The 21,045-nt window shown below is 37.2% G+C and carries 19 protein-coding genes and 1 riboswitch; of the genes, 9 read left to right on the top strand and 10 right to left on the bottom strand.

Annotated elements, in window-relative coordinates; genetic code table 11:
* Positions 1 to 23 precede the first annotated feature (23 nt).
* Positions 24 to 1,472, top strand: coding sequence for a Na+/H+ antiporter NhaC (nhaC, locus tag ACP3VS_RS15420; protein WP_012292591.1), 1,449 nt, complete (start codon positions 24 to 26; stop codon positions 1,470 to 1,472).
* A gap of 56 nt (positions 1,473 to 1,528) precedes the next feature.
* Here nhaC and ACP3VS_RS15425 read toward each other — a convergent pair whose 3' ends face one another.
* A complete protein-coding gene (locus ACP3VS_RS15425) occupies positions 1,529 to 2,770 on the bottom strand; it encodes a hypothetical protein (RefSeq protein ID WP_426389149.1) in 1,242 nt (413 codons plus the stop codon).
* Between the two features lie 80 nt (positions 2,771 to 2,850).
* Between ACP3VS_RS15425 and ACP3VS_RS15430 the strand changes: the two genes are divergently transcribed.
* Both ACP3VS_RS15430 and ACP3VS_RS15435 read left to right on the top strand, forming a co-directional pair.
* Positions 2,851 to 3,963 (top strand): mandelate racemase/muconate lactonizing enzyme family protein, encoded by a 1,113-nt coding sequence (locus ACP3VS_RS15430; RefSeq protein ID WP_012292593.1) that lies wholly within the window; start codon positions 2,851 to 2,853, stop codon positions 3,961 to 3,963.
* Between the two features lie 11 nt (positions 3,964 to 3,974).
* Positions 3,975 to 4,655: a hypothetical protein gene (locus tag ACP3VS_RS15435; RefSeq protein WP_012292594.1), complete on the top strand. Its 681-nt coding sequence runs from the start codon at positions 3,975 to 3,977 to the stop codon at positions 4,653 to 4,655.
* 59 nt (positions 4,656 to 4,714) lie between these two features.
* On the opposite strand, the gene ACP3VS_RS15440 is transcribed toward ACP3VS_RS15435, so the two are convergent.
* Positions 4,715 to 5,425 (bottom strand): Fe-S oxidoreductase, encoded by a 711-nt coding sequence (locus ACP3VS_RS15440; RefSeq protein WP_031418362.1) that lies wholly within the window; start codon positions 5,423 to 5,425, stop codon positions 4,715 to 4,717.
* Between the two features lie 118 nt (positions 5,426 to 5,543).
* Here ACP3VS_RS15440 and ACP3VS_RS15445 point away from each other — a divergent pair, with 118 nt between their 5' ends.
* Positions 5,544 to 5,975, top strand: a complete 432-nt coding sequence (locus ACP3VS_RS15445) for a DUF4395 domain-containing protein (protein ID WP_426389152.1) — start codon at positions 5,544 to 5,546, stop codon at positions 5,973 to 5,975.
* A gap of 252 nt (positions 5,976 to 6,227) precedes the next feature.
* Here the strand turns inward: ACP3VS_RS15445 and ACP3VS_RS15450 are convergent, their stop codons facing one another.
* The 3 genes from ACP3VS_RS15450 to ACP3VS_RS15460 form a co-directional block, all read right to left on the bottom strand.
* Positions 6,228 to 7,190 (bottom strand): DMT family transporter, encoded by a 963-nt coding sequence (locus ACP3VS_RS15450; RefSeq protein ID WP_036166689.1) that lies wholly within the window; start codon positions 7,188 to 7,190, stop codon positions 6,228 to 6,230.
* Between the two features lie 148 nt (positions 7,191 to 7,338).
* Positions 7,339 to 8,568: a peptidase T gene (gene pepT / locus ACP3VS_RS15455; RefSeq protein ID WP_012292598.1), complete on the bottom strand. Its 1,230-nt coding sequence runs from the start codon at positions 8,566 to 8,568 to the stop codon at positions 7,339 to 7,341.
* A 29-nt stretch (positions 8,569 to 8,597) separates the two neighbouring features.
* Positions 8,598 to 9,248: a lysoplasmalogenase gene (locus tag ACP3VS_RS15460; RefSeq protein WP_036166693.1), complete on the bottom strand. Its 651-nt coding sequence runs from the start codon at positions 9,246 to 9,248 to the stop codon at positions 8,598 to 8,600.
* Positions 9,249 to 9,470: 222 nt separating this feature from the next.
* On the opposite strand from ACP3VS_RS15460, the gene ACP3VS_RS15465 reads away from it, so the two are divergent.
* Positions 9,471 to 11,150 (top strand): hypothetical protein, encoded by a 1,680-nt coding sequence (locus ACP3VS_RS15465; RefSeq protein WP_281486761.1) that lies wholly within the window; start codon positions 9,471 to 9,473, stop codon positions 11,148 to 11,150.
* A gap of 43 nt (positions 11,151 to 11,193) precedes the next feature.
* Here ACP3VS_RS15465 and ACP3VS_RS15470 read toward each other — a convergent pair whose 3' ends face one another.
* Positions 11,194 to 11,619 (bottom strand): hypothetical protein, encoded by a 426-nt coding sequence (locus ACP3VS_RS15470; RefSeq protein WP_012292601.1) that lies wholly within the window; start codon positions 11,617 to 11,619, stop codon positions 11,194 to 11,196.
* Between the two features lie 210 nt (positions 11,620 to 11,829).
* Complete coding sequence (gene chrR / locus ACP3VS_RS15475) at positions 11,830 to 12,561, bottom strand: class II chromate reductase ChrR (protein ID WP_012292602.1); 732 nt, start codon at positions 12,559 to 12,561, stop codon at positions 11,830 to 11,832.
* A gap of 363 nt (positions 12,562 to 12,924) precedes the next feature.
* Between chrR and ACP3VS_RS15480 the strand changes: the two genes are divergently transcribed.
* The gene (locus ACP3VS_RS15480; protein WP_012292603.1) at positions 12,925 to 14,445 is read left to right on the top strand and encodes a succinate CoA transferase; all 1,521 of its coding nucleotides are present in this window, start codon (positions 12,925 to 12,927) and stop codon (positions 14,443 to 14,445) included.
* An 82-nt stretch (positions 14,446 to 14,527) separates the two neighbouring features.
* On the opposite strand, the gene ACP3VS_RS15485 is transcribed toward ACP3VS_RS15480, so the two are convergent.
* Positions 14,528 to 16,009: a DASS family sodium-coupled anion symporter gene (locus ACP3VS_RS15485; RefSeq protein ID WP_012292604.1), complete on the bottom strand. Its 1,482-nt coding sequence runs from the start codon at positions 16,007 to 16,009 to the stop codon at positions 14,528 to 14,530.
* Positions 16,010 to 16,209: 200 nt separating this feature from the next.
* Positions 16,210 to 16,842: a glycerol-3-phosphate acyltransferase gene (locus tag ACP3VS_RS15490; RefSeq protein ID WP_012292605.1), complete on the bottom strand. Its 633-nt coding sequence runs from the start codon at positions 16,840 to 16,842 to the stop codon at positions 16,210 to 16,212.
* A gap of 155 nt (positions 16,843 to 16,997) precedes the next feature.
* A riboswitch (SAM riboswitch) is annotated at positions 16,998 to 17,111 on the top strand.
* Between the two features lie 117 nt (positions 17,112 to 17,228).
* Here ACP3VS_RS15490 and ACP3VS_RS15495 point away from each other — a divergent pair.
* The 3 genes from ACP3VS_RS15495 to ACP3VS_RS15505 all read left to right on the top strand — a co-directional run bounded on the left by ACP3VS_RS15495 (position 17,229) and on the right by ACP3VS_RS15505 (position 20,708).
* A complete protein-coding gene (locus tag ACP3VS_RS15495; RefSeq protein WP_012292606.1) occupies positions 17,229 to 18,533 on the top strand; it encodes an O-acetylhomoserine aminocarboxypropyltransferase/cysteine synthase family protein in 1,305 nt (434 codons plus the stop codon).
* A gap of 329 nt (positions 18,534 to 18,862) precedes the next feature.
* Positions 18,863 to 19,249 (top strand): hypothetical protein, encoded by a 387-nt coding sequence (locus tag ACP3VS_RS15500; RefSeq protein ID WP_031418370.1) that lies wholly within the window; start codon positions 18,863 to 18,865, stop codon positions 19,247 to 19,249.
* Between the two features lie 472 nt (positions 19,250 to 19,721).
* Positions 19,722 to 20,708 (top strand): homoserine dehydrogenase, encoded by a 987-nt coding sequence (locus ACP3VS_RS15505; protein ID WP_012292609.1) that lies wholly within the window; start codon positions 19,722 to 19,724, stop codon positions 20,706 to 20,708.
* A gap of 65 nt (positions 20,709 to 20,773) precedes the next feature.
* On the opposite strand, the gene ACP3VS_RS15510 is transcribed toward ACP3VS_RS15505, so the two are convergent.
* Positions 20,774 to 21,004, bottom strand: coding sequence for a hypothetical protein (locus tag ACP3VS_RS15510; RefSeq protein ID WP_012292610.1), 231 nt, complete (start codon positions 21,002 to 21,004; stop codon positions 20,774 to 20,776).
* Positions 21,005 to 21,045 lie beyond the last annotated feature (41 nt).

The raw sequence follows: 21,045 nt of genomic DNA on the forward strand, positions 1-21,045 counted from the left end.
GTGCAAAAAAAGGGGATGGAAGAATGAAAAAGGATATTAATGCGGGCTGGGCACTACTAACTTTTGCAGTTATGATCATTACTATGTTGATTACAGTAGTTGTTTTAGAGCAAAGTCCTCACGTACCTCTTCTTGTTGGCACAACTGTAGCAGCAATTGTTGCCAAAATGCATGGATACAAATGGTCTGAAATTGAAGAAATGATGTATAAGGGGATACGTTTGGCATTACCTGCCATTGTCATTATTATTTTAGTAGGTTTGACAATTGGAGCATGGATTGGCGGCGGAGTCGTAGCAACGATGATTTTCTATGGCTTAAAATTAATATCTCCAGCGTGGTTTTTAGTAACGATTATGCTGTTATGTTCAATCGTGTCACTAGCTATTGGTAGTTCGTGGTCGACAATGGCGACAATCGGTGTCGCAGGCATGGGTATTGGTTTAAGTATGGGTATTCCAGCGGCTATGATCGCCGGGGCAGTTATTTCAGGTTCTTACTTTGGTGATAAAATGTCACCATTATCAGATACAACGAATCTGGCAGCTGGTTTAACAGGTACTAATTTATTTGAACATATTAAGCATATGCTTTATACAACGATTCCAGCGTTAATTATTTCACTGGTTGTTTTCGGATTTTTGGGTAGAAAATTTGCAGATGTTTCGATGAAATCGGAAGAAATCTTAACAACGTTAAAAGTAATGGATGAAAGCTTTGTTATCTCTCCTTTACTCTTACTTGTACCAGTGGGTGTTATTGTTTTAGTAGCTAAAAAAGTTCCAGCAATTCCAGCTTTAATTATTGGGATTGTATCCGGCTTCTTACTACAGATTTTTGTACAGGGTGGTTCAGCTGCAAGTGCTGTACAAGCATTACAAGCTGGATTTGAAATCTCGACAGGTAATCACATGGTAGATGAATTATTTAACCGTGGTGGTTTAGATTCTATGATGAATACGGTTTCAATGACCATTGTAGCGATGACATTCGGTGGGATTCTAGAGTATTCAGGCATGTTGAAAGCTCTGATGAATGTAATTGTGAAGTTTGCTAAATCTACAGGTAGTCTTATTGCTTCGACAATTGCAGCGTGTGTCACAACGAATGCAACGTGCTCAGAGCAATACATTTCAATTGTAGTCCCTTCACGTATGTTTGCAGGTGTCTATCAGCAACGAGGCCTACATTCTAAAAATCTATCTCGTGCTTTAGAAGATGGGGGAACATTAACATCTGTTTTCTTCCCATGGAATACTTGTGGTGTGTTTATTTTAGCGACATTGGGTGTAGGCGCTATGGAGTATGCACCATATGCTATTCTTAATTTCATGGTACCTATTATTTCCATTATTTATGGATACATTGGATTTGCTATTGTTAAATTAACACCAGAAGAAATAGCAGAAGCAGAGAAACGTAAAAAGGAACAAGAGATGGAAAACACTGATAATATGGTAATGGTTGATTAATCATAAGAATTCTCGTAGATGCTCAGCATTTACGAGAATTCCTTTTATATAGTTGGTTAATAGGTGGCGAAATTTAATTCATAAATGGTGCGAGGTCTACCTTGTTGATGTGTCATTTCTTCGCCAACGACCTTTGCATAACCTTGATCTACTAATTTTTTAATAATACGCTCAGTTGTACGTCTAGTAACCTGTAGATATTCTGAAAGATTCTGCGATGTAAATTGTGCAGATTGCCTTTCATGACTAAAATTGATGATTTTAGAGATATTTAATGGACTTAAGTTTGTCAGTTTGGCCATTTGTAATACATAAGGATCATCTGTTTTTAAAGATAATTTACCTTCTGATTTTGGAAAGGGACCCAATAGATTTTTATGTTCATCTAGTATATAAATTTCAAACGGTTTTGAAAATGTTAAGGCATGCTGGGCATTTTGGGTGGCTTCTAAAATAGAGTGTCCATACCCGAAGGCTAGTTTAAATGGTATTTCTATTTGTTTAATTAGCTCTTCTAAAGCTTCCTTTTCGAGTGCATTTTGTAAATGTCCAGCAGTTGTATAGAGCTCAAAGGTATGCGATGAAATTTGTTTATACGTTGAAAAGGTAGCCTTCGCAATTTGATTTAAAATAGCTGAATCGATGAAAGAATTAGTAGGAGTCTCAAAAAATCCAACTACGGCCTTAAATGATTCGGATTTTGTTAACAGCGATTTGGTTTTGGTTTCTTCGAGACATTGAATAATCGAATTCGTGGCATCTATCATGCGCATGGCAGGTATTTTCTGTGCTTGTAATGTATCAAAAACACTGTGGATACTTGTAATTACGAAATCTATAGTTTTGGTATTCCACAACGCAATGTGACGCTTTAATATATGTTCTGTTGGTTCTGTAATAGAAATATGTTGAATATGTGGCTTCGGACCCATATATTCAATTTCTGCTAGAACATTATCTACAAATGCTGGACTCATTACATCAATCGAAATTCTATTGATTGGTACAGCATGTTTAGCTACTAGTGATAATAGAGTTGTAGAGATAGTTGTTTCATCTTGTTTAATGTAATTCCAAGGTATTGGTAGTTCCGAGAGGAGAGATTGAGCATGTAAAAAGGGTAATGTTCCTCCGAATAAAAGAGCATCACAGGGTTTAATTTGCTTCATTAAAGCTGGCGCCTCAGAGGGGTGACTGTAAAGATAAAATTCTAATTGAATATTGTCTATATTTTGTGCGATACTAATAATACGCTTCATAAATGCTTGAGAACAAATAATCGCTATTTTCGTAGACATGGGCATCGTTCCTTTTCTATTTTTTTAAATATTTAGCGACATATTAGCGACATATATAACAACGAAGGAGACTGATTATTATGAAAATCCAACAAGTAGAAATTTATGCTATACATTTACCGCTAATTGATCCGTTTATCATTAGTTATGCTACATATGATACAATGCCTTCTATTATTTTAAAAGTAACAACTGATACTGGTATTGTGGGGTATGGAGAAGCGGTTCCTGATGAACATGTTACAGGTGAAACTTGGGAAAGCACATATGCTGTGCTTCAACATCATCTTGCACCTGCTGTTATTGGTGAAGATCCGTTGGCCTTTGAAAAATTGCACGATAAAATGAATAAGGTTGTGAAAGATGTTCCGGCAGCAAAAGCAGCTATTGATATTGCTTGCTTTGATATAGCTGGAAAAGCATTGGGGGTTCCTGTGTATCAGCTTTTAGGTGGGCGTTATCATGAAAAATTCCCTATCACACATGTGTTAAGTATTGGAACGCCCGAGGCAATGGCTGAAGAGGCTGCTAAGCGTGTAGAAATGGGGTACCGTTCATTTAAAATGAAGGTAGGTACAGAGGTAACCCGTGATGTTGCTCGTATTAAAGCAGTAAGAAAGCAAGTGGGTGAAGATATCGCCATCCGAGTAGATGTCAACCAAGGGTGGGGAAATGCTGCAACTACTTTACAGGGCTTACGTGCGATGAAGGAATTAAATATTGATTGGTTAGAGCAACCTGTTGATAGTGAAGATATCGATGGAATGGTAGAGATTAAGTCGAAATCTGATGTACCTCTAATGATCGATGAGGGGATTCGTGGAGTACGTGAGATGCGTGAAATCATCGCCAAGCGTGCTGCAGATAAAGTAAATATAAAATTAATGAAATGTGGCGGCATCTATCCAGCCATGAAACTAGCAGTTATGGCAGAAATGGCAGGTATAGAATGTCAAGTTGGTTCCATGGTTGAATCCTCAGTTGGCTCTGCAGCAGGTTTCCATGTAGCATTTTCTAAGAAAATTATGACAAGTGTTGAATTGACAGGACCATTGAAGTTCTCGAAAGACGTGGGTAATCTTCGTTATGATGTTCCTTTTATCTGTTTAAATGAACAACCGGGGCTGGGTATTGACGTAGATGAAGCTGTTATGAAGGAATTATGCAAGTTTTCAACTGTTGTCACAGCCTAAGGAGGCGAAATATGGAAAAAATATATGAAGGTATGCTAGGGGAGACTCCATTCTTTGTCACAGAGTTAACAACTCAACATTTACAACAAATCGAGGACTTGCAGGTGGAGGTTTATGAAGCTTTAGCTGACAAGAGCATCTTGCAGCCTTTGAGCACCGAGGAATTCGAATATATTTTAAATGGTCAAGGTATGATGATAGGTGCTTACACAGGAGAGAAATTGATTGCCTTCCGTGCCCTATTAAATCCTCCTATTGATGAGGAGCATCTTGGGTATGATTGTGGAATTCCTGAAAACGAATTTAATCGAGTTTTATATCAGGAGATTTCCAATGTGTCACCAAAATACCGTGGCTATGGTCTACAAAAAACATTAGCAACAGTAGTGATGAGTAACATCGATGTGGAAAAATACGATTACGTTTGTTCAACGGTTAAGCCATTTAATATTCCGAGCTTAAAGGATAAGTTCTCTCAAGACCTCGTTATTAAAGGATTAAAAATTAAATATGTAGATAAACTACGCTATATATTCTATAAGGATTTACGTCAAGAGCTCCCTTTATTGACAGAACAACAAGTAATTAACATGGGAGATACAACGGCTCAACAGCAGCTTTTAAAGCAGGGCTTTATTGGTACGTCTATGTATGAGGAAAATAATGATTGGTTTGTAGTATACGAAAAATAACATAAAAAGCCTTATCTTTCACATGTATTGGTGGAAGGTAAGGCTTTTTCGTCGTGCTATTATTTCTTCATTGGACAAAATCCGCATGCCATTAATCCCGGTATATCTTTGGAAAAACAACAAGATTTACGGACAGGAACATTTACTAAATTTGTTGGACTTAGACCACCTGTATATTGTGCCCACCAAGATTTATTGGAGAAGTGCGCCCATGTTTTAGGGTCCTCCAATATCTCTATATCCTCCATAGCTTGATCAGCTAAGCCGGGATTTGAAAGTAAAATATGATAATGCCATAGTAAATAGCCAAAGAAATTTTCCCAAATAGTAAGAGGGGAGATTGAAGTCACTTTTCGAAGTTGTTGTACAATCACATGACCGTCGTATAGGATTTTCTCAATGACCGTCTGACGTTCATCCTCTTCAACATAGCGCCAATCATTTGGATTAACAAACATAGCGACTGTAAAGCTGTTGAATTCCTTGGCAGCATCGAAGCGTAATTCAATTGGCTTGCCATCCCACACCTCGTCATAAGCGGCGAGCATATAAAGCTGCATAGCAAAAAACATCCCATAGCGACGTGCGAAGTGAGAAATTGCGGCAGTCTCCGTAGCGGCGTCTGTGATACCCATCATGAGATTTAAAAAATCGGGATGGTAAAAGTCTTTATGTATATCAGCTAAAGTAAATAACGTTCGTTTTGGTTCTGTTGTATAAATACTATAGGAATTTAATTGTTGAACTTGATCCATCGTTAAAGCTGGCATGATGATCCCCTTTTCTTAAGAGCTTTCTTAATACAATTATAAAGTAATCATTTTTGCTTCACAAATGGAATGCCATATAGTAAAATACATTAAACATATAAGAAAGGTGGGTTTTAGAATGTCATTGCCTCATGCGATTCCAAGACCACTGGTACGACTTAATCAATGGACGATTCTATTAAGTGTGTTTGTCACATGGATAACAGGAGCCATATGGGTTTTAGCCATCCCATTGGTTGCGAATTTAATGGGAGTATTCTGTAACTATAATCCTATTATTCGTTTTGGGAGGTTGTTTCTTAAAAAAGCTCCATCTACCTATATACCAGAGGATGCGCAGCAACAAAAATTTAATGCCAGTATAGCTAGCTTTTGTTTATCTGGTGGCTTGTTAGGCTATCTATTAAATTGGCATGTAGTAGGTCATATCTTTACGGCAATGGTAGCGATAGCTTCTTCCATTGCTATAGCTGGTTTCTGTATAGGCTGTTTTTTATATTTTCAACTGAAGCAATGGCAGTATCGCCGCTCGTTAAAAAAATCTTTTTAAAAAAATTATTAGATTATTGTTGACAATTTAATTGATAATGATTATCATTATCGTATAAAGATTATTCCTCCACTACAATACAGTGTAGAGAGGATGAACTTTAGCTACTTTTCTCCAGAAGTTTGCTAGTTCATGATTACGCTCCTAAAACCCCCCTCATTTTTTGGGAACGTGAAAATCTCAGACGACTCTTTCTATTATAGAATGGAGTCGTCTTTTTTTATCTTTTATTTTAATGCAGCTACGGAGCTGTTAGGCAGAAGGCGTTTGTTGGACCGACCTTTTTTTTCCTAGAATCATTGTGTAATAACTGTGCAGTAGCATTCCGACAATAATGACGCCTAGACCTGCGAGAGCAATTGAGTTAGGGAATGGTATACCTAATAGTATTACTTCACCAATAATGACAAAAAGAATTTCTGTTGACTGTGTCGCTTCAACAGCAGCTAGTTTGCCCTGATGATCTCTCACACGATCTGTTGCAATGAAAAATAAAATAGTTGCAATGACGCCTGAACTAATACCAACAAGTAATGATTGGAATAACTGGCTTGTGGAGGGAAGGCCGACTGTGAACAGGGCATAAATAGCCATGATAATCCATGCTGGCATCGATGCGATTGTCATACCAAGAACGCGTTGGAAGGTATCAATACGCCCTCCACAGACGTGCATCATTTTACGATTGCCGAGAGGATAAGCAAATGCAGCGACGATGACAGGTAAAATTCCAAGCATTAAACTTTTAAACGAAACTGATTGTGCCTGAGGTATTTGGATTAGTAAAATACCTACTAATATGACGCAAGAGATTAGAAGTGAAATGAAGGGTATTTTTTGACGTACTTTTCTCTTTGCAATAACGGTCATAAAGAGTGGAGCTAATAATACACCAGCAACAATGGTAAATTGCCAAGTGCCAGAAACCAGCCAGCCTGGACCAAATGCTGCTGCATAAGTTAACGGTGCATAGAATAAAACAAATCCTACAAAGCTCCAAAGAAGCCAAGCTGTAGGTTGTGCTTTTATTTCGCTAGATAATTGTGAAAAGCCTTTGCGATAAAACACAATGATAAGTAAAAAGGGTAGCATAAAAAAATACCGTAATGATGCACTCCATAGCCAGCTACCTCCTTGCATTTCCATGGCATGATTTAAAATAAATGTTACAGCAAAGAAAAGGGAAGCTACTATGCCTATAGCAATTTCTTTCATAATGATCACCTCAATTTGACTCATAATTCAAATTATTTATGTAATTAGAATATTCAGTAATTAATAGTGAGAAAATGACGAAGAAAGGATAGTACCTTCCTCCGTTATCTTTCAATTCTGTTTAAAAACTTCTTGGGCACAAGGTAAATTATTTTGCCCGTTGTTCAAATAGCTGAACGATTTCAATGATGACTTGTGTTGCCTTTTCCATTGTTTCAGCGGATACATATTCAAATTTACCATGCATATTTTCGCCACCGGCAAAAATATTTGGTGTTGGTAAGCCCATATAAGATAATTGTGATCCGTCAGTACCACCACGTATAGGTAAGGTAATTGGTGTAATATCTAATTTTTCCATTGCCTCACGAGCGATGTCCACGATTTCTTTTACAGGTTCTATTTTTTCACCCATATTATAGTATTGATCTTCAATAGTAATGCTTAAAGCATCCTCACCAAATTGAGCTTGAATTTTGGCTGCAGCAGCTTGCATTAACTGTTTCTTCTCTTCGAACTTTTGACGATCATGGTCACGAACGATATATGATAGCTCTGCATGCTCGATAGCCCCTTTAAAGCCCATTAAATGAATGAAACCTTCATAACCTTCAGTCTTTTCAGGAACCGCCTCTGTAGGCATTTCATTTTGGAAGGCAATAGCCATTGTAATCGCGTTGACCATTTTATTTTTTGCAGATCCAGGATGGACGCTTGTTCCTTTTGTTATCACTTTTACCCCAGCAGCATTGAAGCTTTCGTATTGTAGTTCACCTAATGGTCCGCCATCCATTGTATAGGCATAGTCTGCTCCAAATGCAGCCACATCAAATTTATGTGGGCCACGGCCGATTTCCTCATCAGGTGTAAACGCCACACGTAATTTACCATGCTTAATACTTGGGTTTTGGATAAGGTACTCCATAGCTGTTATAATTTCTGCAATACCAGCCTTATCATCTGCTCCTAACAATGTCGTACCATCTGTCGTAATAAGTGTTTGACCAATGTAATTTTGAAGCTCAGGGAAATCAGCTGGTGACATTACTAAGTTTTCGTTTAGCTGAATATCTCCACCATCATAATTATCTAAGCGCTGCGGATTTACATTTGTTCCTGTAAAATCCGTAGTTGTGTCCACGTGTGCTAAAAAACCGATAGTTGGAACGTCTTTATCTGTATTTGCTTCTAGCGTCGCAAATAAATAGCCATTTTCATCTAATGTAATGTCTGTTAAACCTATAGTAGCAAGTTCATCTTTCAAAACATGTAACAGATCAAATTGTTTTGGTGTAGAAGGTGTAGTTTCACTTGTGAAGTCTGATTGTGTATCAATTTTTGCATAACGTATTAACCGCTCAATTACTTGTTCTTTCATAAGTATGGCCCCCTAATGTGTATGTGTAATTATTGTAACACTTTACTTCGGATTTCGGAATATTGAAGAATACTTAAAGCTATTAGTAATTGGGCACTATAGTAAGTCAGCATAATTACTTCATGAGAAAGAGGTAGTGGCATTACAAATTTATTAATAGATAAATAGGAATCTGAGGCAATAAATAACAAAGCACCTATTGTTGCGAATTTAGAGCCAGTTTTAATTGCTGTCCATCCCATCGTTAAAATGACTGCGATATAGGCGATTACTGCGATAGCTAGAATCGTTTCACCAGTTTTGAAAACTGATCCTGCAATCCAAATGGCCATCCCTGCTCCGTAAAGTAATAAGATTATTTTGGCCCATCTGGGTATCGGTCGCTCGTTTGCAGATGAGAAGGCAAAAATATAAAAGATATGACCGATTAGAAAACTAGTTAGGCCAACTAAAAACCATTGCAGTGTATAGTCACCAACCATACAAAATACTAGACCTATGATAATCAGCAGTTGATATTTTTTTATATGTGCTGGTTTTTGAATAGCTGCTAAAATAATTATCAACAACATAGGGATGACTTTAAAGATTAGTTGTAAACTTTCTGGAATATGGTAAAAAAGAAAAATATAATACAACCCAAATAAAATAATGAATGCCATGAATAATTTCTTAACCAATATATTCAGCTCCTTTTCTATTGAAATTCTTTCTTTCTGATAGAATTCCTTTATTTAACTATGCAGCAAATGTTTTGTGAGGCGAAGGGACTCCTTCTGCGAGGTTGAAATAATCTGAACATAATGACGCCGACATGTATTTTAATATACCCTATGTATGAAACTTTTTTAGTATGTAACCGTAAATAAGAAGACAGAAAGCTTTAGGAGAGGATGAACCAAATGACTAAGCTACTACTAGCTTCTGCAGTCATTGCAATAATCGCGAGTGTGTTAGTAACACCGCTTATTACTAAGAAGCGAGAAGATGGAAAATCTAGAAAGGTGATTGGATACTTTTTTATTGGTGTCTTTGTGTTAGGGTTTTTAGCAACAGGACTCACTTTGTATGTAACAAAAATTGACGTCAATTGGCTTGTTTTCTGGCCAGTTATTATTTTATTAACGTTAATTGGTGCAATGCTAGCAAGTGGCATTGAACGAAAAATAAAAGGTGTTTTATTTTTAGCAAGCTTAGGTGTTGCAGTCTATGTTCTATCAGCACCATTATGGAACGCGAATGAGAAATTTAAGTCTTCAGAGATGAAGGAAGAAGTGGAGCTAAAGCCGTTTGATGAGACACAGACACCTGCAAGTGTTCCACCAAAATTTGCTCGTAATAAAATGAAAAAGGCATTCGGGCAAGTACCGAATACAAGCTATTATGAATTAGGTCGTTTACAAATTCAAAAAGTAAAAGGTGAATATGTTTATATCGCTCCAGTTGAATTTTCTGGATTCTTTAAATGGATGAATGGTGATACAACACCTGGTTACTTTATTATGAGTGCTACAGATTCAGCAGATAATCCTAAATTTGTAAAAGAGGAAATGAAATATGTTCCTTCAGCCTATTTAAATGCCAATTTAGAACGTCATATTCGTTTACAACATCCATTCCTTATATTCTACGGAGATGTACAACTTGAAGTAGATGATGAAGGGAAGCCTTATTACATTCGCTCATATGGTGAATTTATTTCGGGGCGTAATGGCTTTGATGTAAAAGGTATTGTCTTGGTCGATGCACTTACAGGGAAGTCGGAAGTGGTTAAGCTTAATGCTATACCTGAGTTTATTGATGGTGCAGTTTCACCAGAGACTGTAAGCTTACAGAACAGTTATTTCGGTAATTATGTTCATGGTTTTTGGAACAGTATGTTTGGTAAAAAAGATGTAAAAATTCCTTCGGACGAAGGGACAGAATCGAATGTCAGTCCTATTTTTGATGAAAAAGGCGATATGTATTACTTCACAGATTTTACAAGTCCTAAAGAGGGCGTAGATTCTATGTTAGGTTATTCCTTAACGAATGCAAGAACAGGGGAAGCAACCTATTACACAGGTAATCTAGATTCAAGCTATATGGACTCACAGGGGAATTTGCAAATTATCGAAAAGAAATTTATTGAGAAAAAATGGGCTGGTGAAATGCCAGTACTCTACAATTTTTATGGAGAAGCTAGCTGGCTGACGGCGGTGCTTGATTCAAATGGATTTTTACAAAATTATTTCATCGTGTCAGCAGCCAATCCGGAAATTTCTGTTTACGCTACTACTCCAAGAGAAGCGCTGAAGCTATATAAAACTGCTTTAAGTCGTGGAGGAAATACGGTAGATGGTAGTTCAAATGCAGAAGAGAAACAGGCTAGCGGAAAAGTTGTCCGAGTTTACAAGGAACGACTTGGTGATTTTACAACGATTTCTTTCTTATTAAGCAATGGTGAAAATTACTTAGTAAGTGCCGAAACAGAACCTTTAGCTATTTATTTACAAGAAGGTGACGAGGTTATTATCAAATATGGTGAAACAGGGGAGCAATTCCTGCCAGTCCGTTCTTTAATTATTAAAGGCTTACAATAAAAAAGTAAAAGACGATCTTGTTCGTATTTCAAGGTCGTCTTTTTTATGTTTCTTCGTTTTGAATATAGCTAAGCATTTTTTCTCGATGGTTTATAAAGAGTGTTTTTGCATGATCGTTTAATGTGAAAGTATCTTGTATGTATCCTTTTAGCAATTTTTCCTCGTATGCAAAAGACTGGTTGCCCTCAGTTTCTAAAATATAGGATAGTAGAAGAGCGTGTAATACTAACACCTCTAAATTTTGCGTATTAGTAATAAATTTTAAATTGAGGATAGAGGTATGGGCAACAAATTGATTGACATAATCTATCGCATATTTATAAACGGTTATATCTGTTTCACGTTCAAGTCGTTTTCGTAGTTGGGTGCAAGCAGCATTAAGCTCTTCAATTTTTAAAAATAAACCTCTTACACTTCTCTTATGTTGTTGTTCTAAGGTACGAGCAAGATGTTTATTGATATAGGACATTGCTTGTATAACTCCTTTCGTAAATACATAATCATTTATTAATATGAATGGAATTGTTGGAAAATGGAAGAGTCTTTTCGTTTAATTTAATATTGTACTTAATAGATATATCGAGACATAATGACTAGAGTTAATACAAAGAGGTAACGAAATTATGAAAAAAATGGGGTTATTATCATCCGATAGTAACCCCATTTCAGTGGAAGTGATTTATTTCCAGTTAAATCCTTTAGTAGCTAAAAACTCTTTTATATGTGGACGACGTTGTTCGATTAAAAAATCAGCCATTTGCTTTGTCCAATTATCGATTTTTCTGTTAGATGATCGACTATTATAATACGCTTCCATTGTCTCATTATACGCTGGTAAAAGTTCATCATACTTTTCTGAATTGTATTCATTTTCATGTAGTACAGCAGACACAGGCAACCGTGGCTTTACCTCATTACGGCGAACAGGTATGCCGATTGTTAGACCGAACAACGGGAAAACGTGGTCTGGTAGATTAAATAATTCACTTATTTCTGAAGGGTTATTACGGACTCCTCCAATATAGCAAATACCATATCCCATTGATTCTGCAGCAATAACAAAATTTTGCGCAAACAATGATACATCAGCAACTCCAACAAGGACATTTTCTGCTGAATCAGCCACGATGTCTACTCCCTCTAATTTACCAGCCATTTGTAGGCGCTTGAAATCAACGCAAAAAACAAATGCTCCACCAGAAGTATCATACTGACGGGGATTTCCAGAGAGTAATCCCAATTTTTCTTTTTTATCTGCATCTGTTACCCATATAACACTATATGCTTGTACAAAATGTGACGTTGCAGCCATTTGAGCTGTTGCGATTAATTCTTCAATAATTTCTTTTGAGATTGGATTTCCATCATAGATTCTTACTGAAGAATGGTTTCGTAATAATTCTTTAACCATTTGTCTACTCTCCTTTGTCACTTATATATTAAGAGCATAGCACGCTTTCTAATCAAAATCGATGAAGAGGGGCATATAACTATATTTAAATAGTTTGAAATGTAGAATTTATCTCGGAAAGTTAAATATTTCTTTTAATATAGATTAAATATTCTAAATAGTATAAAATTATATAATCGGCTGTTTATTTGGTTGTGCTACCAAAAATTAGAATATCCTTATGCTGAAGAGGAGTGGGGTAGCTCTTTTGATTAAGGATAAAGCCTCCTGCAGATTTGTTTGAAGCAGAGGTAATTTTGATGACAGAGATCATGGAACCAAATACTAGTTGAACAAAAATAAAGTGGGATGGAGGAATAAGGAATGGAAGAAAAGTTAGCGAAAAAGCTTCGCCATGAGCAATTACAGGGCAAGGTTGTAACAGCAGAAGAAGCAGCATCTTGGATTAAGGATGGTATGGTATTAGGGATGAGCGGTTTCACTCGTGCTGGGGATGTAAAAGTCGTACCTCTTGCGCTTGTAGAGAAAGCAAAAAAAGAGAGCTTCCAGGTAGATATATATACAGGCGCATCTCTTGGCCCTGAGGTAGACCAATACCTAGCGGAAGCTGGCGTTATTCGCAAACGAGGACCTTTCCAGGCAGATGCTGGTATTCGTAATAAAATTAATAGTGGTGATATCACATTTGTGGATGCGCATTTATCTCATAATGCGGAGTTAGTTCGTCAAGGCATTATAGGACCTATTGATTTTGCAATTATTGAAGCGGCTGCTATTACAGAAGATGGCTTATTAATTCCTACAACTTCAGTTGGTAACTCTCCGATTTTTGTGCAAGAGGCAGATCAAATCATCATAGAATTAAACGTAGCACAGCTAGATGCATTAGAGGGCGTACATGATATTTTCGTTCCTGCACAACAAGGGAAACGTGACCCAATTCCTTTACAAAATGTGTCTGATCGTCTTGGTACAATTGGTATTCCATTAGACTTGAATAAAGTAAAAGGTATTGTAGTTTCTGACATTTTAGATGCCCCATCAACAATTGTTCCTGCTGACGAGGAAACAGATATTATGGCTAATCACCTGTTAAACTTCCTGCGTGAAGAGATTAAAGTGGGCCGTTTAACAACAAGCCTGCGTCCAATTCAATCTGGGGTTGGATCAGTGGCGAATGCGGTATTACTTGGATTTAAAGATTCTGAGTTTGAGAACTTAGAAGTATTCTCAGAAGTACTTCAGGATGCAGTATTTGAATTAATCGATGCAGGAAAAGTGAATTTTGCTTCTGCTACTTCCATTACCCTCTCTGAACAAGTAGGAAACCGTGTTTATGGGAACTTTGAAAAGTATGCGGATAAATTAGTATTGCGTCCGCAAGAAATTTCAAACCAGCCAGAAATCATTCGTCGACTCGGTTTGATTTCAGTGAATACAGCATTAGAAGTTGATATCTACGGAAATGTTAATTCTACGCATGTTTCTGGTACTAAAATGATGAATGGTATAGGGGGGTCTGGTGACTTTGCTCGCAATGCACGTTTGGGAATTTTTGTAACTAAATCCTATGCAAAGGGTGGCAATATTTCGAGCATTGTCCCAATGGTATCGCATGTGGATCATACAGAGCATGATGTTGATGTTATCGTAACAGAGCAGGGAGTAGCTGATTTACGAGGGCTTGCTCCAAAGGAACGTGTGGGACTAATTATTGATCATTGTGCACACCCTGATTATCGTGAGCAGCTATGGCAATACTTTAATGACGCTAATGAGACAACTGGTGGACATCATACACCGCATGATCTTGAAAAAGCGCTGTCATGGCATGTCAATTACGCAAAAAGTGGAACAATGAAAGACCCAGCTTTATCAAAATAGAGTTCTAATACAAAAGGCCTTGAAGGACAGCTGCTCCCTCAAGGCCTTTTAGTTAATAAATCTATCTAAGACGATTAAAGCTTTACAATAGGCCAATCCATTTCCAATAAGTTGCAGAGAACAGCAGAATTAGGAGGAAGCCGAGAATCGTTAATGGAATACCTGATTTCAGGAAATCCTTTGTTGTAAATGCTCCTGTACCGTAGGCAAGCATATTTTGTGGTGCGCTAATTGGCAATAGGAAACCAAAGCTAATAACAAATTGTTGGACGATAACAAAACCAACCTGATCTACATTAGCAGTTAATGTGGAAGCTAACACGATAAACACAGGTATAAGTGCAGAGGCTAGGCTTGTTGCACTGGCAAAACCTAAATGAATAAGAATATTAAATAATGTTACGATAGCAATGGTAGCAAGAATTGGCATTGTATCTAGACCGAGTGAACCAAAAACTTTATCTGATAACCATGATGCACCTTTTGTATTCAGTAAAATAGTTCCGAGCATAATACCAACTGCAAAGACAATGATTGTTCCCCAAGGAATATGAGGTTCAACTTCCTTCCACGAATAAACGCCGATTTTAGGCATTAGTAGAACAGCAATGGCGATAATTGTAACCGTTGTTGTATCAAATGGATGGAGCTTGCCTTCCGTAGCCCAGAAAAATAGTAAAATTAATGATGTAATGATCAATCGAATTTCAGGTGCTTTTAATGGTCCAAGCTCAGCAAGCTGTTTCTTGATGACTTCTTTACCACCATCAATATTGCTCGTCTCAGGCTTAATAAGCGTAATCATAATGAAAAATAAGGCTACTGACATAATAATCGAGAATGGGGCAGCATAAAGTAACCAAGCACCCCATGAAATATTTACATTAAATTGCTCTTGGATGAAATTTAAAGCAACCATATTTTGCGCTGCCGCAGTTTTAATACCGATATTCCAAATGGAAACAGCTTGTACAGAAGTAATAACAAGCAAAGCAGCAAGTCGACTATCACGCGGTAAACCAAATGCTGCGACCATTCCAAGAAGTATAGGGACTACTGCGCCAGCACGTGCAGTAGCTGAAGGAACAAAAAATGCAAGGGCAATGGAAACTAATATAGCACCGAAAACAATAGCTTTTGTTTTTGTTCCTACAAGTGAAAGAATCCAGAGAGCAAGTCGTTTATGCAAATTGGTAATTTGCATAGCTGCTGCTAGAAAAAGAGCAGCTGCTACTAGGGCGACAGCAGAATTACTAAAACCACTTAATGATAGTTTTAAGGCGCTAGCGGTACCTAGTTGTGCTGTGGGATCATCCATGGAGGGGGCAAGACCTAGTAAAACGGTGACGAGTGCAATAATCATTGCAGAGCTAACAGGATATGAAACGGCCTCAGTTACCCAAAGGATGACCGCGAAAGCTAAGATGGCTAAAGCGCGCTGCCCAGCTACAGGTAACTCACCGTTATTAGGTAAAAAAATAATAATAATTAATAAAGCAAAAGCCAACCCAATCCATAAAGGCTTTAGATTACGCTTCGTTGCTGCTTGTTTAGGTGAAGACATATTTTCTCATCCCTTCTACGTCTACGTAAAAATGACGGTTATTATCCTTAACATCGGTCAACAAAATGTTTTTTTAAGATAAGAATTCATCCATTTATTATATAGAATGAAAGGAAGAAAAATATGTCAGTTTACAGCTTTAATAGTAATTAAAGAGAAAATTTGTGGTCATAAAAAATACAAATCTCTCTCGGGAAATACTATTTCTTTTTCTTGAAGGCAGAAGTAACTTTAGGCTCTGTTCCATTGGTTAAACGTTTAATATTTTCAAAGTGCAAAATAATAGCAATACCAAAAAGTAGAATGGCAATAATGGTTGGGCCTAATCCAGGAATCCATAAATAAGTAGCTGTACAAAAAACGAGGTAAAACTCTAATACACCAACAATTAAATAGTTCGTTGCGAAAGATAAAATAACAAATAGAATAAGTGCAAATAAACCAATCTTCCAATCAACCGCAAGTAAAATTCCAATGATGGAGGCAGTTCCTTTTCCACCGTTGAAGCCCATATAAAAAGGGAAATTATGCCCCAAAATAACCCCTGCAGCTATCAAGTAGGTGAGGAGCCATATTTGTTCTGCTGTTAAATGTGTTGCATCTGCTAAATAAAAATGTGCACCGACGATGGCTACGACGCCTTTTCCAATATCGATAAGAGCTACTAAAACGCCATATTTCCAGCCGAGTGAAAGCGTAGCATTAGAGGCACCAGCATTGCCATGGCCAGCTTTTTTTAAATCAACCCCGGATAAAAATTGTGCCACTTTAGAGCCGTGAATACAGCCAATCAAATAGCCAACAACTAGAAAAAAGATCACGGCTTTTACCATAAAAATACTCCTTTCAAATTTTTTTCTAAAATAGTGTATGCGTTCATATTACGTAAAAGAGCAGACAGAAGTTTCGGAAAAAATAAAATTTAGATGTTGACAGAAAAAAACTCTATGCTTATACTTTGTAACAACGATGGAAATTGAATCTCATACTCTTATCAAGAGCGGCGGAGGGATAGGCCCTATGATGCCCGGCAACCAGTAGGTGATGAACTTACTAAGGTGCTAATTCCTACAGATTCTTACTTGGATCTGGCAGATAAGGGGAGGAAAACTTGCAACCGCAACCCTCTTCTTAGCTGAAGAGGGTTTTTGTTTTCTACAGAAAAATCCTCCTCATCTCCGGTACCATCGTAAAAAAAATAACCAAATGGAGGTACACAATGACAAATTTTAAACCAGAAACACTGCTGTTACATGGTGGTCAAGAGCCCGACCCTGTGACAGGTTCTAGAACAGTTCCTGTCTACCGTTCAACTGCTTTCGTTTTTAAAGACACTGCTCATGCGCAACGTCTTTTTGCCTTAGAGGAAGCTGGAAACATTTACACACGAATTACGAATCCGACAGTGGATGTTTTTGAAAAGCGTGTGGCTTTACTAGAAGGTGGAACAGCAGCAGTAGCACTTTCATCTGGTGCAGCAGCTATTGCATTTTCTATTTTAAATTTAGCTAGAGCAGGTGATGAAATTGTAGCTGCTAGTTCTTTATATGGTGGTACGTATAATTTATTCGCTAATACATTACCAAACTATGGTATTAAAACGATTTTTGTAGATGAAACAAACCCAGAAAATTTTAAGGCTGCCATTACCGATAAAACAAAAGCTGTCTTCGCTGAAATTTACGGTAACCCAAGCTTAAAGGTTTTAGATATTGAAGCAGTAGCTAAGATAGCACATGACCACAGCTTGCCATTAATTATTGATAGTACATTTGCTTCTCCTTATGGTTCCACACCTATTGATTATGGTGCAGATGTGGTAGTTCACTCAGCAACTAAATGGATAGGTGGTCATGGTACAACTTTAGGTGGTGTTGTTGTAGACGCTGGTAAGTTTGATTGGACTAGTGGTCGATTCCCAGGCTTTACAGAGCCGGACGCTTCTTACCATGGTTTACGCTATGGAATCGATACAGCCTCTGCAGCTTTTGCTACAAAGCTACGTGTACAGTTGTTACGTGATTTTGGCCCAACATTAAGTGCAGATGCAGCTTTCAATCTATTACAAGGTTTAGAGACGCTTCATTTGCGTATCCCTAAACATAATGAAAATGCTTTAGCTGTAGCTGAATATTTACGCAACCACCCATCTGTGGAGTATGTAAATTATAATGGCCTTGAAGATTTTCCAACACATGAGTTGGCGAAAAAATATTTAAAAAATGGCTTCGGTTCAGTGCTTACCTTTGGCATTAAAGGTGGACGTGAAGCAGGACGAAAGCTTATTGATCATGTAAAGCTGTTTTCACATGTGGCAAATGTAGGTGATGCTAAGTCGCTAATTATCCATCCAGCATCTACTACGCACCAACAATTATCAGCAGATGAACTAATTCAAGCTGGTGTAACCGAATCGCTCATTCGCCTATCAATCGGTTTAGAGGCAGTGGAGGACATCATTGCAGATTTAGAGCAGGCTATTACTCAGGCAACAGCAGTAGCTGAACAAACAATAGAAGCTTAATATAGAATAGAGCGGTGAATGTTGTAGCGTTTACGTATTTTCTCATTCGAATAGCCTCATTTGGTATATGTTAAACGTTGCTACATCCACCAATTATTGCACCCGTTCATTGTCAGAACCTTTCAAAAAATAATACCGAGTATTTTTATATGCATTATTGACTTTGTTAAAACCTTGTTATATACTTGGAAATAAGTTAAGTGTACGGAAAAACCTCTTGGAAAAGGTAACTGTTTTCATAAGTGCTCCCCCACTTTTGAATAGATAGGAGAGTAGTTACATAGCCAGTGGCTACTCTTCAAAAAACTAATGATAAAGGAGTGTTTAAAATGGGTAATGTCTATAGTGCGCAAAACATTGCATCTTATTTAATTTATGAACTAAATGAAGGCCATGTATTTGTCAACAACCAATCCATTCAACACATCCTTACATTAGTAGAACGTAAATGGCAACAAATTTTTGGTCATTCAGCGTATCAGGAACAGGTATGCACAGATGATAATGGCTTTATGGTTAAGGAAGTTTATGAGACATATGAGAAGTATGGTGTGAGCCACATCCAGCTTCCAGCAACAGAATTTTATTTGAAATATGGTACATTTCAATTAGTGGAACGTACGTATGCAATACCAAATTTTACAGAAGAAGAAATTTGTATTGTTCAACAAGCTTTAAAACAATATCGTTATCAATTGCTTTCAAAAGCGAGCTAAAAAATCCCTCATATATTTAAGCTCATTCTCTGCTGCTACAGGGAATGAGCTTTTTTTATAGCGGTTTGATTATTTAGCTGGTTTATGGGTGTCTGAACATACATATATAATAGAAGAAAGACATCATAATTTGAATGCAAAGAGTCAATATTTGTTCAAATCTTATCGAAAAACTTAAAAAACGTATAGTAAAGGGAATGAAAACGATTTCCTTTGCACGTCTAGGGAAAACAAATGTCCTTCCTAGAAAGATTTTTCTTGTGTAAAGTATATATATACGTTACAATTTTCTTTAAGTTAAATTTCGAATTATTTGAATTTGTATTTGTTCTAACATGTACTGAATAACAAAATTTACCCCAAAAATAAGGGGTGGCTAAGGCCTGCGGTTGGTGTCAATCAATTTGACACAACCCCATGGAGAGATTGGCTTGATGAAACTGCGGAATGTAAGTTGGAGGGAATAATAAGAATGGCAACTATAAAGGCAGCGATTTTAGGATTTGGAACGGTAGGTCAAGGGATCTATCATATATTAAAGGAAAAGCGAGAAGACCTTAAAAATAAATTAGGTATTGAGTTGGAAGTAGCGAAGATTTTAGTAACAGATGCTAGTCGCGAACGTGTCCCAGGCACAGCACATTTAATGACTACAAGCATGGATGATGTTTTGGCTGAACCAGGTATGCAAGTAATATTCGAAGCAATTGTGAACGAAGAGCCTGCGTATAGCTATTTAAAGCGAGCAGTAGAGCATAAATGCCATGTTATTACTGCCAACAAAGTCATGTTTGCAAAGCGTGGATTAGAGTTACAAGAGCTTGCAAAAGCAAATGGTGTTTTTGTAGGTTTTGAGGCTACAACTGCTGGAGGAGTACCTGTTATTAAAACGATGAAAAATATATTACTTGTTAATGACGTAAGTCGTATACAAGGTGTTTTAAATGGTACGTGTAATTATATTTTAACCAAAATGCGAGCTGAGGGCTGGTCATTTGAAACAGCTTTAAAAGAAGCACAAAGTTTAGGTTATGCAGAGGCAGATCCGTATAATGATATTTCTGGTCAAGATGCCTTTAAAAAGTTAATGATTTTAAGTGCCTTGGCATTTGGAGAACAACCTGATTGGGCGGATGTAGAAGTGATTGGCATAGATAGTATATCAGCTTCGCAAGTTCATGAAGCATGTGAAAAGGGTCTACGTTACCGTCATGTAGCTGAGGTAGAAAAACTAGCTAGTGGGAAAATTGTAGCAAAGGTTGGTCCACAACTGGTTGATAAAGAACATCCACTTTATCCAGTCGATGATGTGTTCAATGCAGTTGCACTAGAAACTAATTATATTGGCACTTTAACCCTAGTAGGTCCTGGTGCTGGAATGTACCCAACAGCAAGTGTGATGGTAGAAGATTATGCTGAAATCATCGGGAAAAGGGCAGGGTTTGTTGTAACGATTTAATAATTATTGTTTTATAAAGTTAACCCGCCATTCAACAATATTCTATTGTTTGAATGGTGGGCTTTTTAATCCTCGTCTTTTACGTCAATATCCTCTGGTATGGGAGTAGATCTCCATATTTCGATTTCCTCTTTAATACGCTCCAATTGATTAAAATACGTACTAAATTGCCCACTATTTATGAGAATCATATTTCCATCGAAAACGGAACGGATGCGTCCCTCATAGACTAGGCGTAATATCTGTTCCTTAGACATACCTAGTTCAATAGCTGTTTCTTCAATTGTTTTGTACATACAATCGCTCCTTTAACTGTATTTATTATAACGTCCATTTA

This window comes from Lysinibacillus sp. VIII_CA, assembly GCF_049943995.1.
GTDB lineage: Bacteria > Bacillota > Bacilli > Bacillales_A > Planococcaceae > Lysinibacillus > Lysinibacillus pinottii.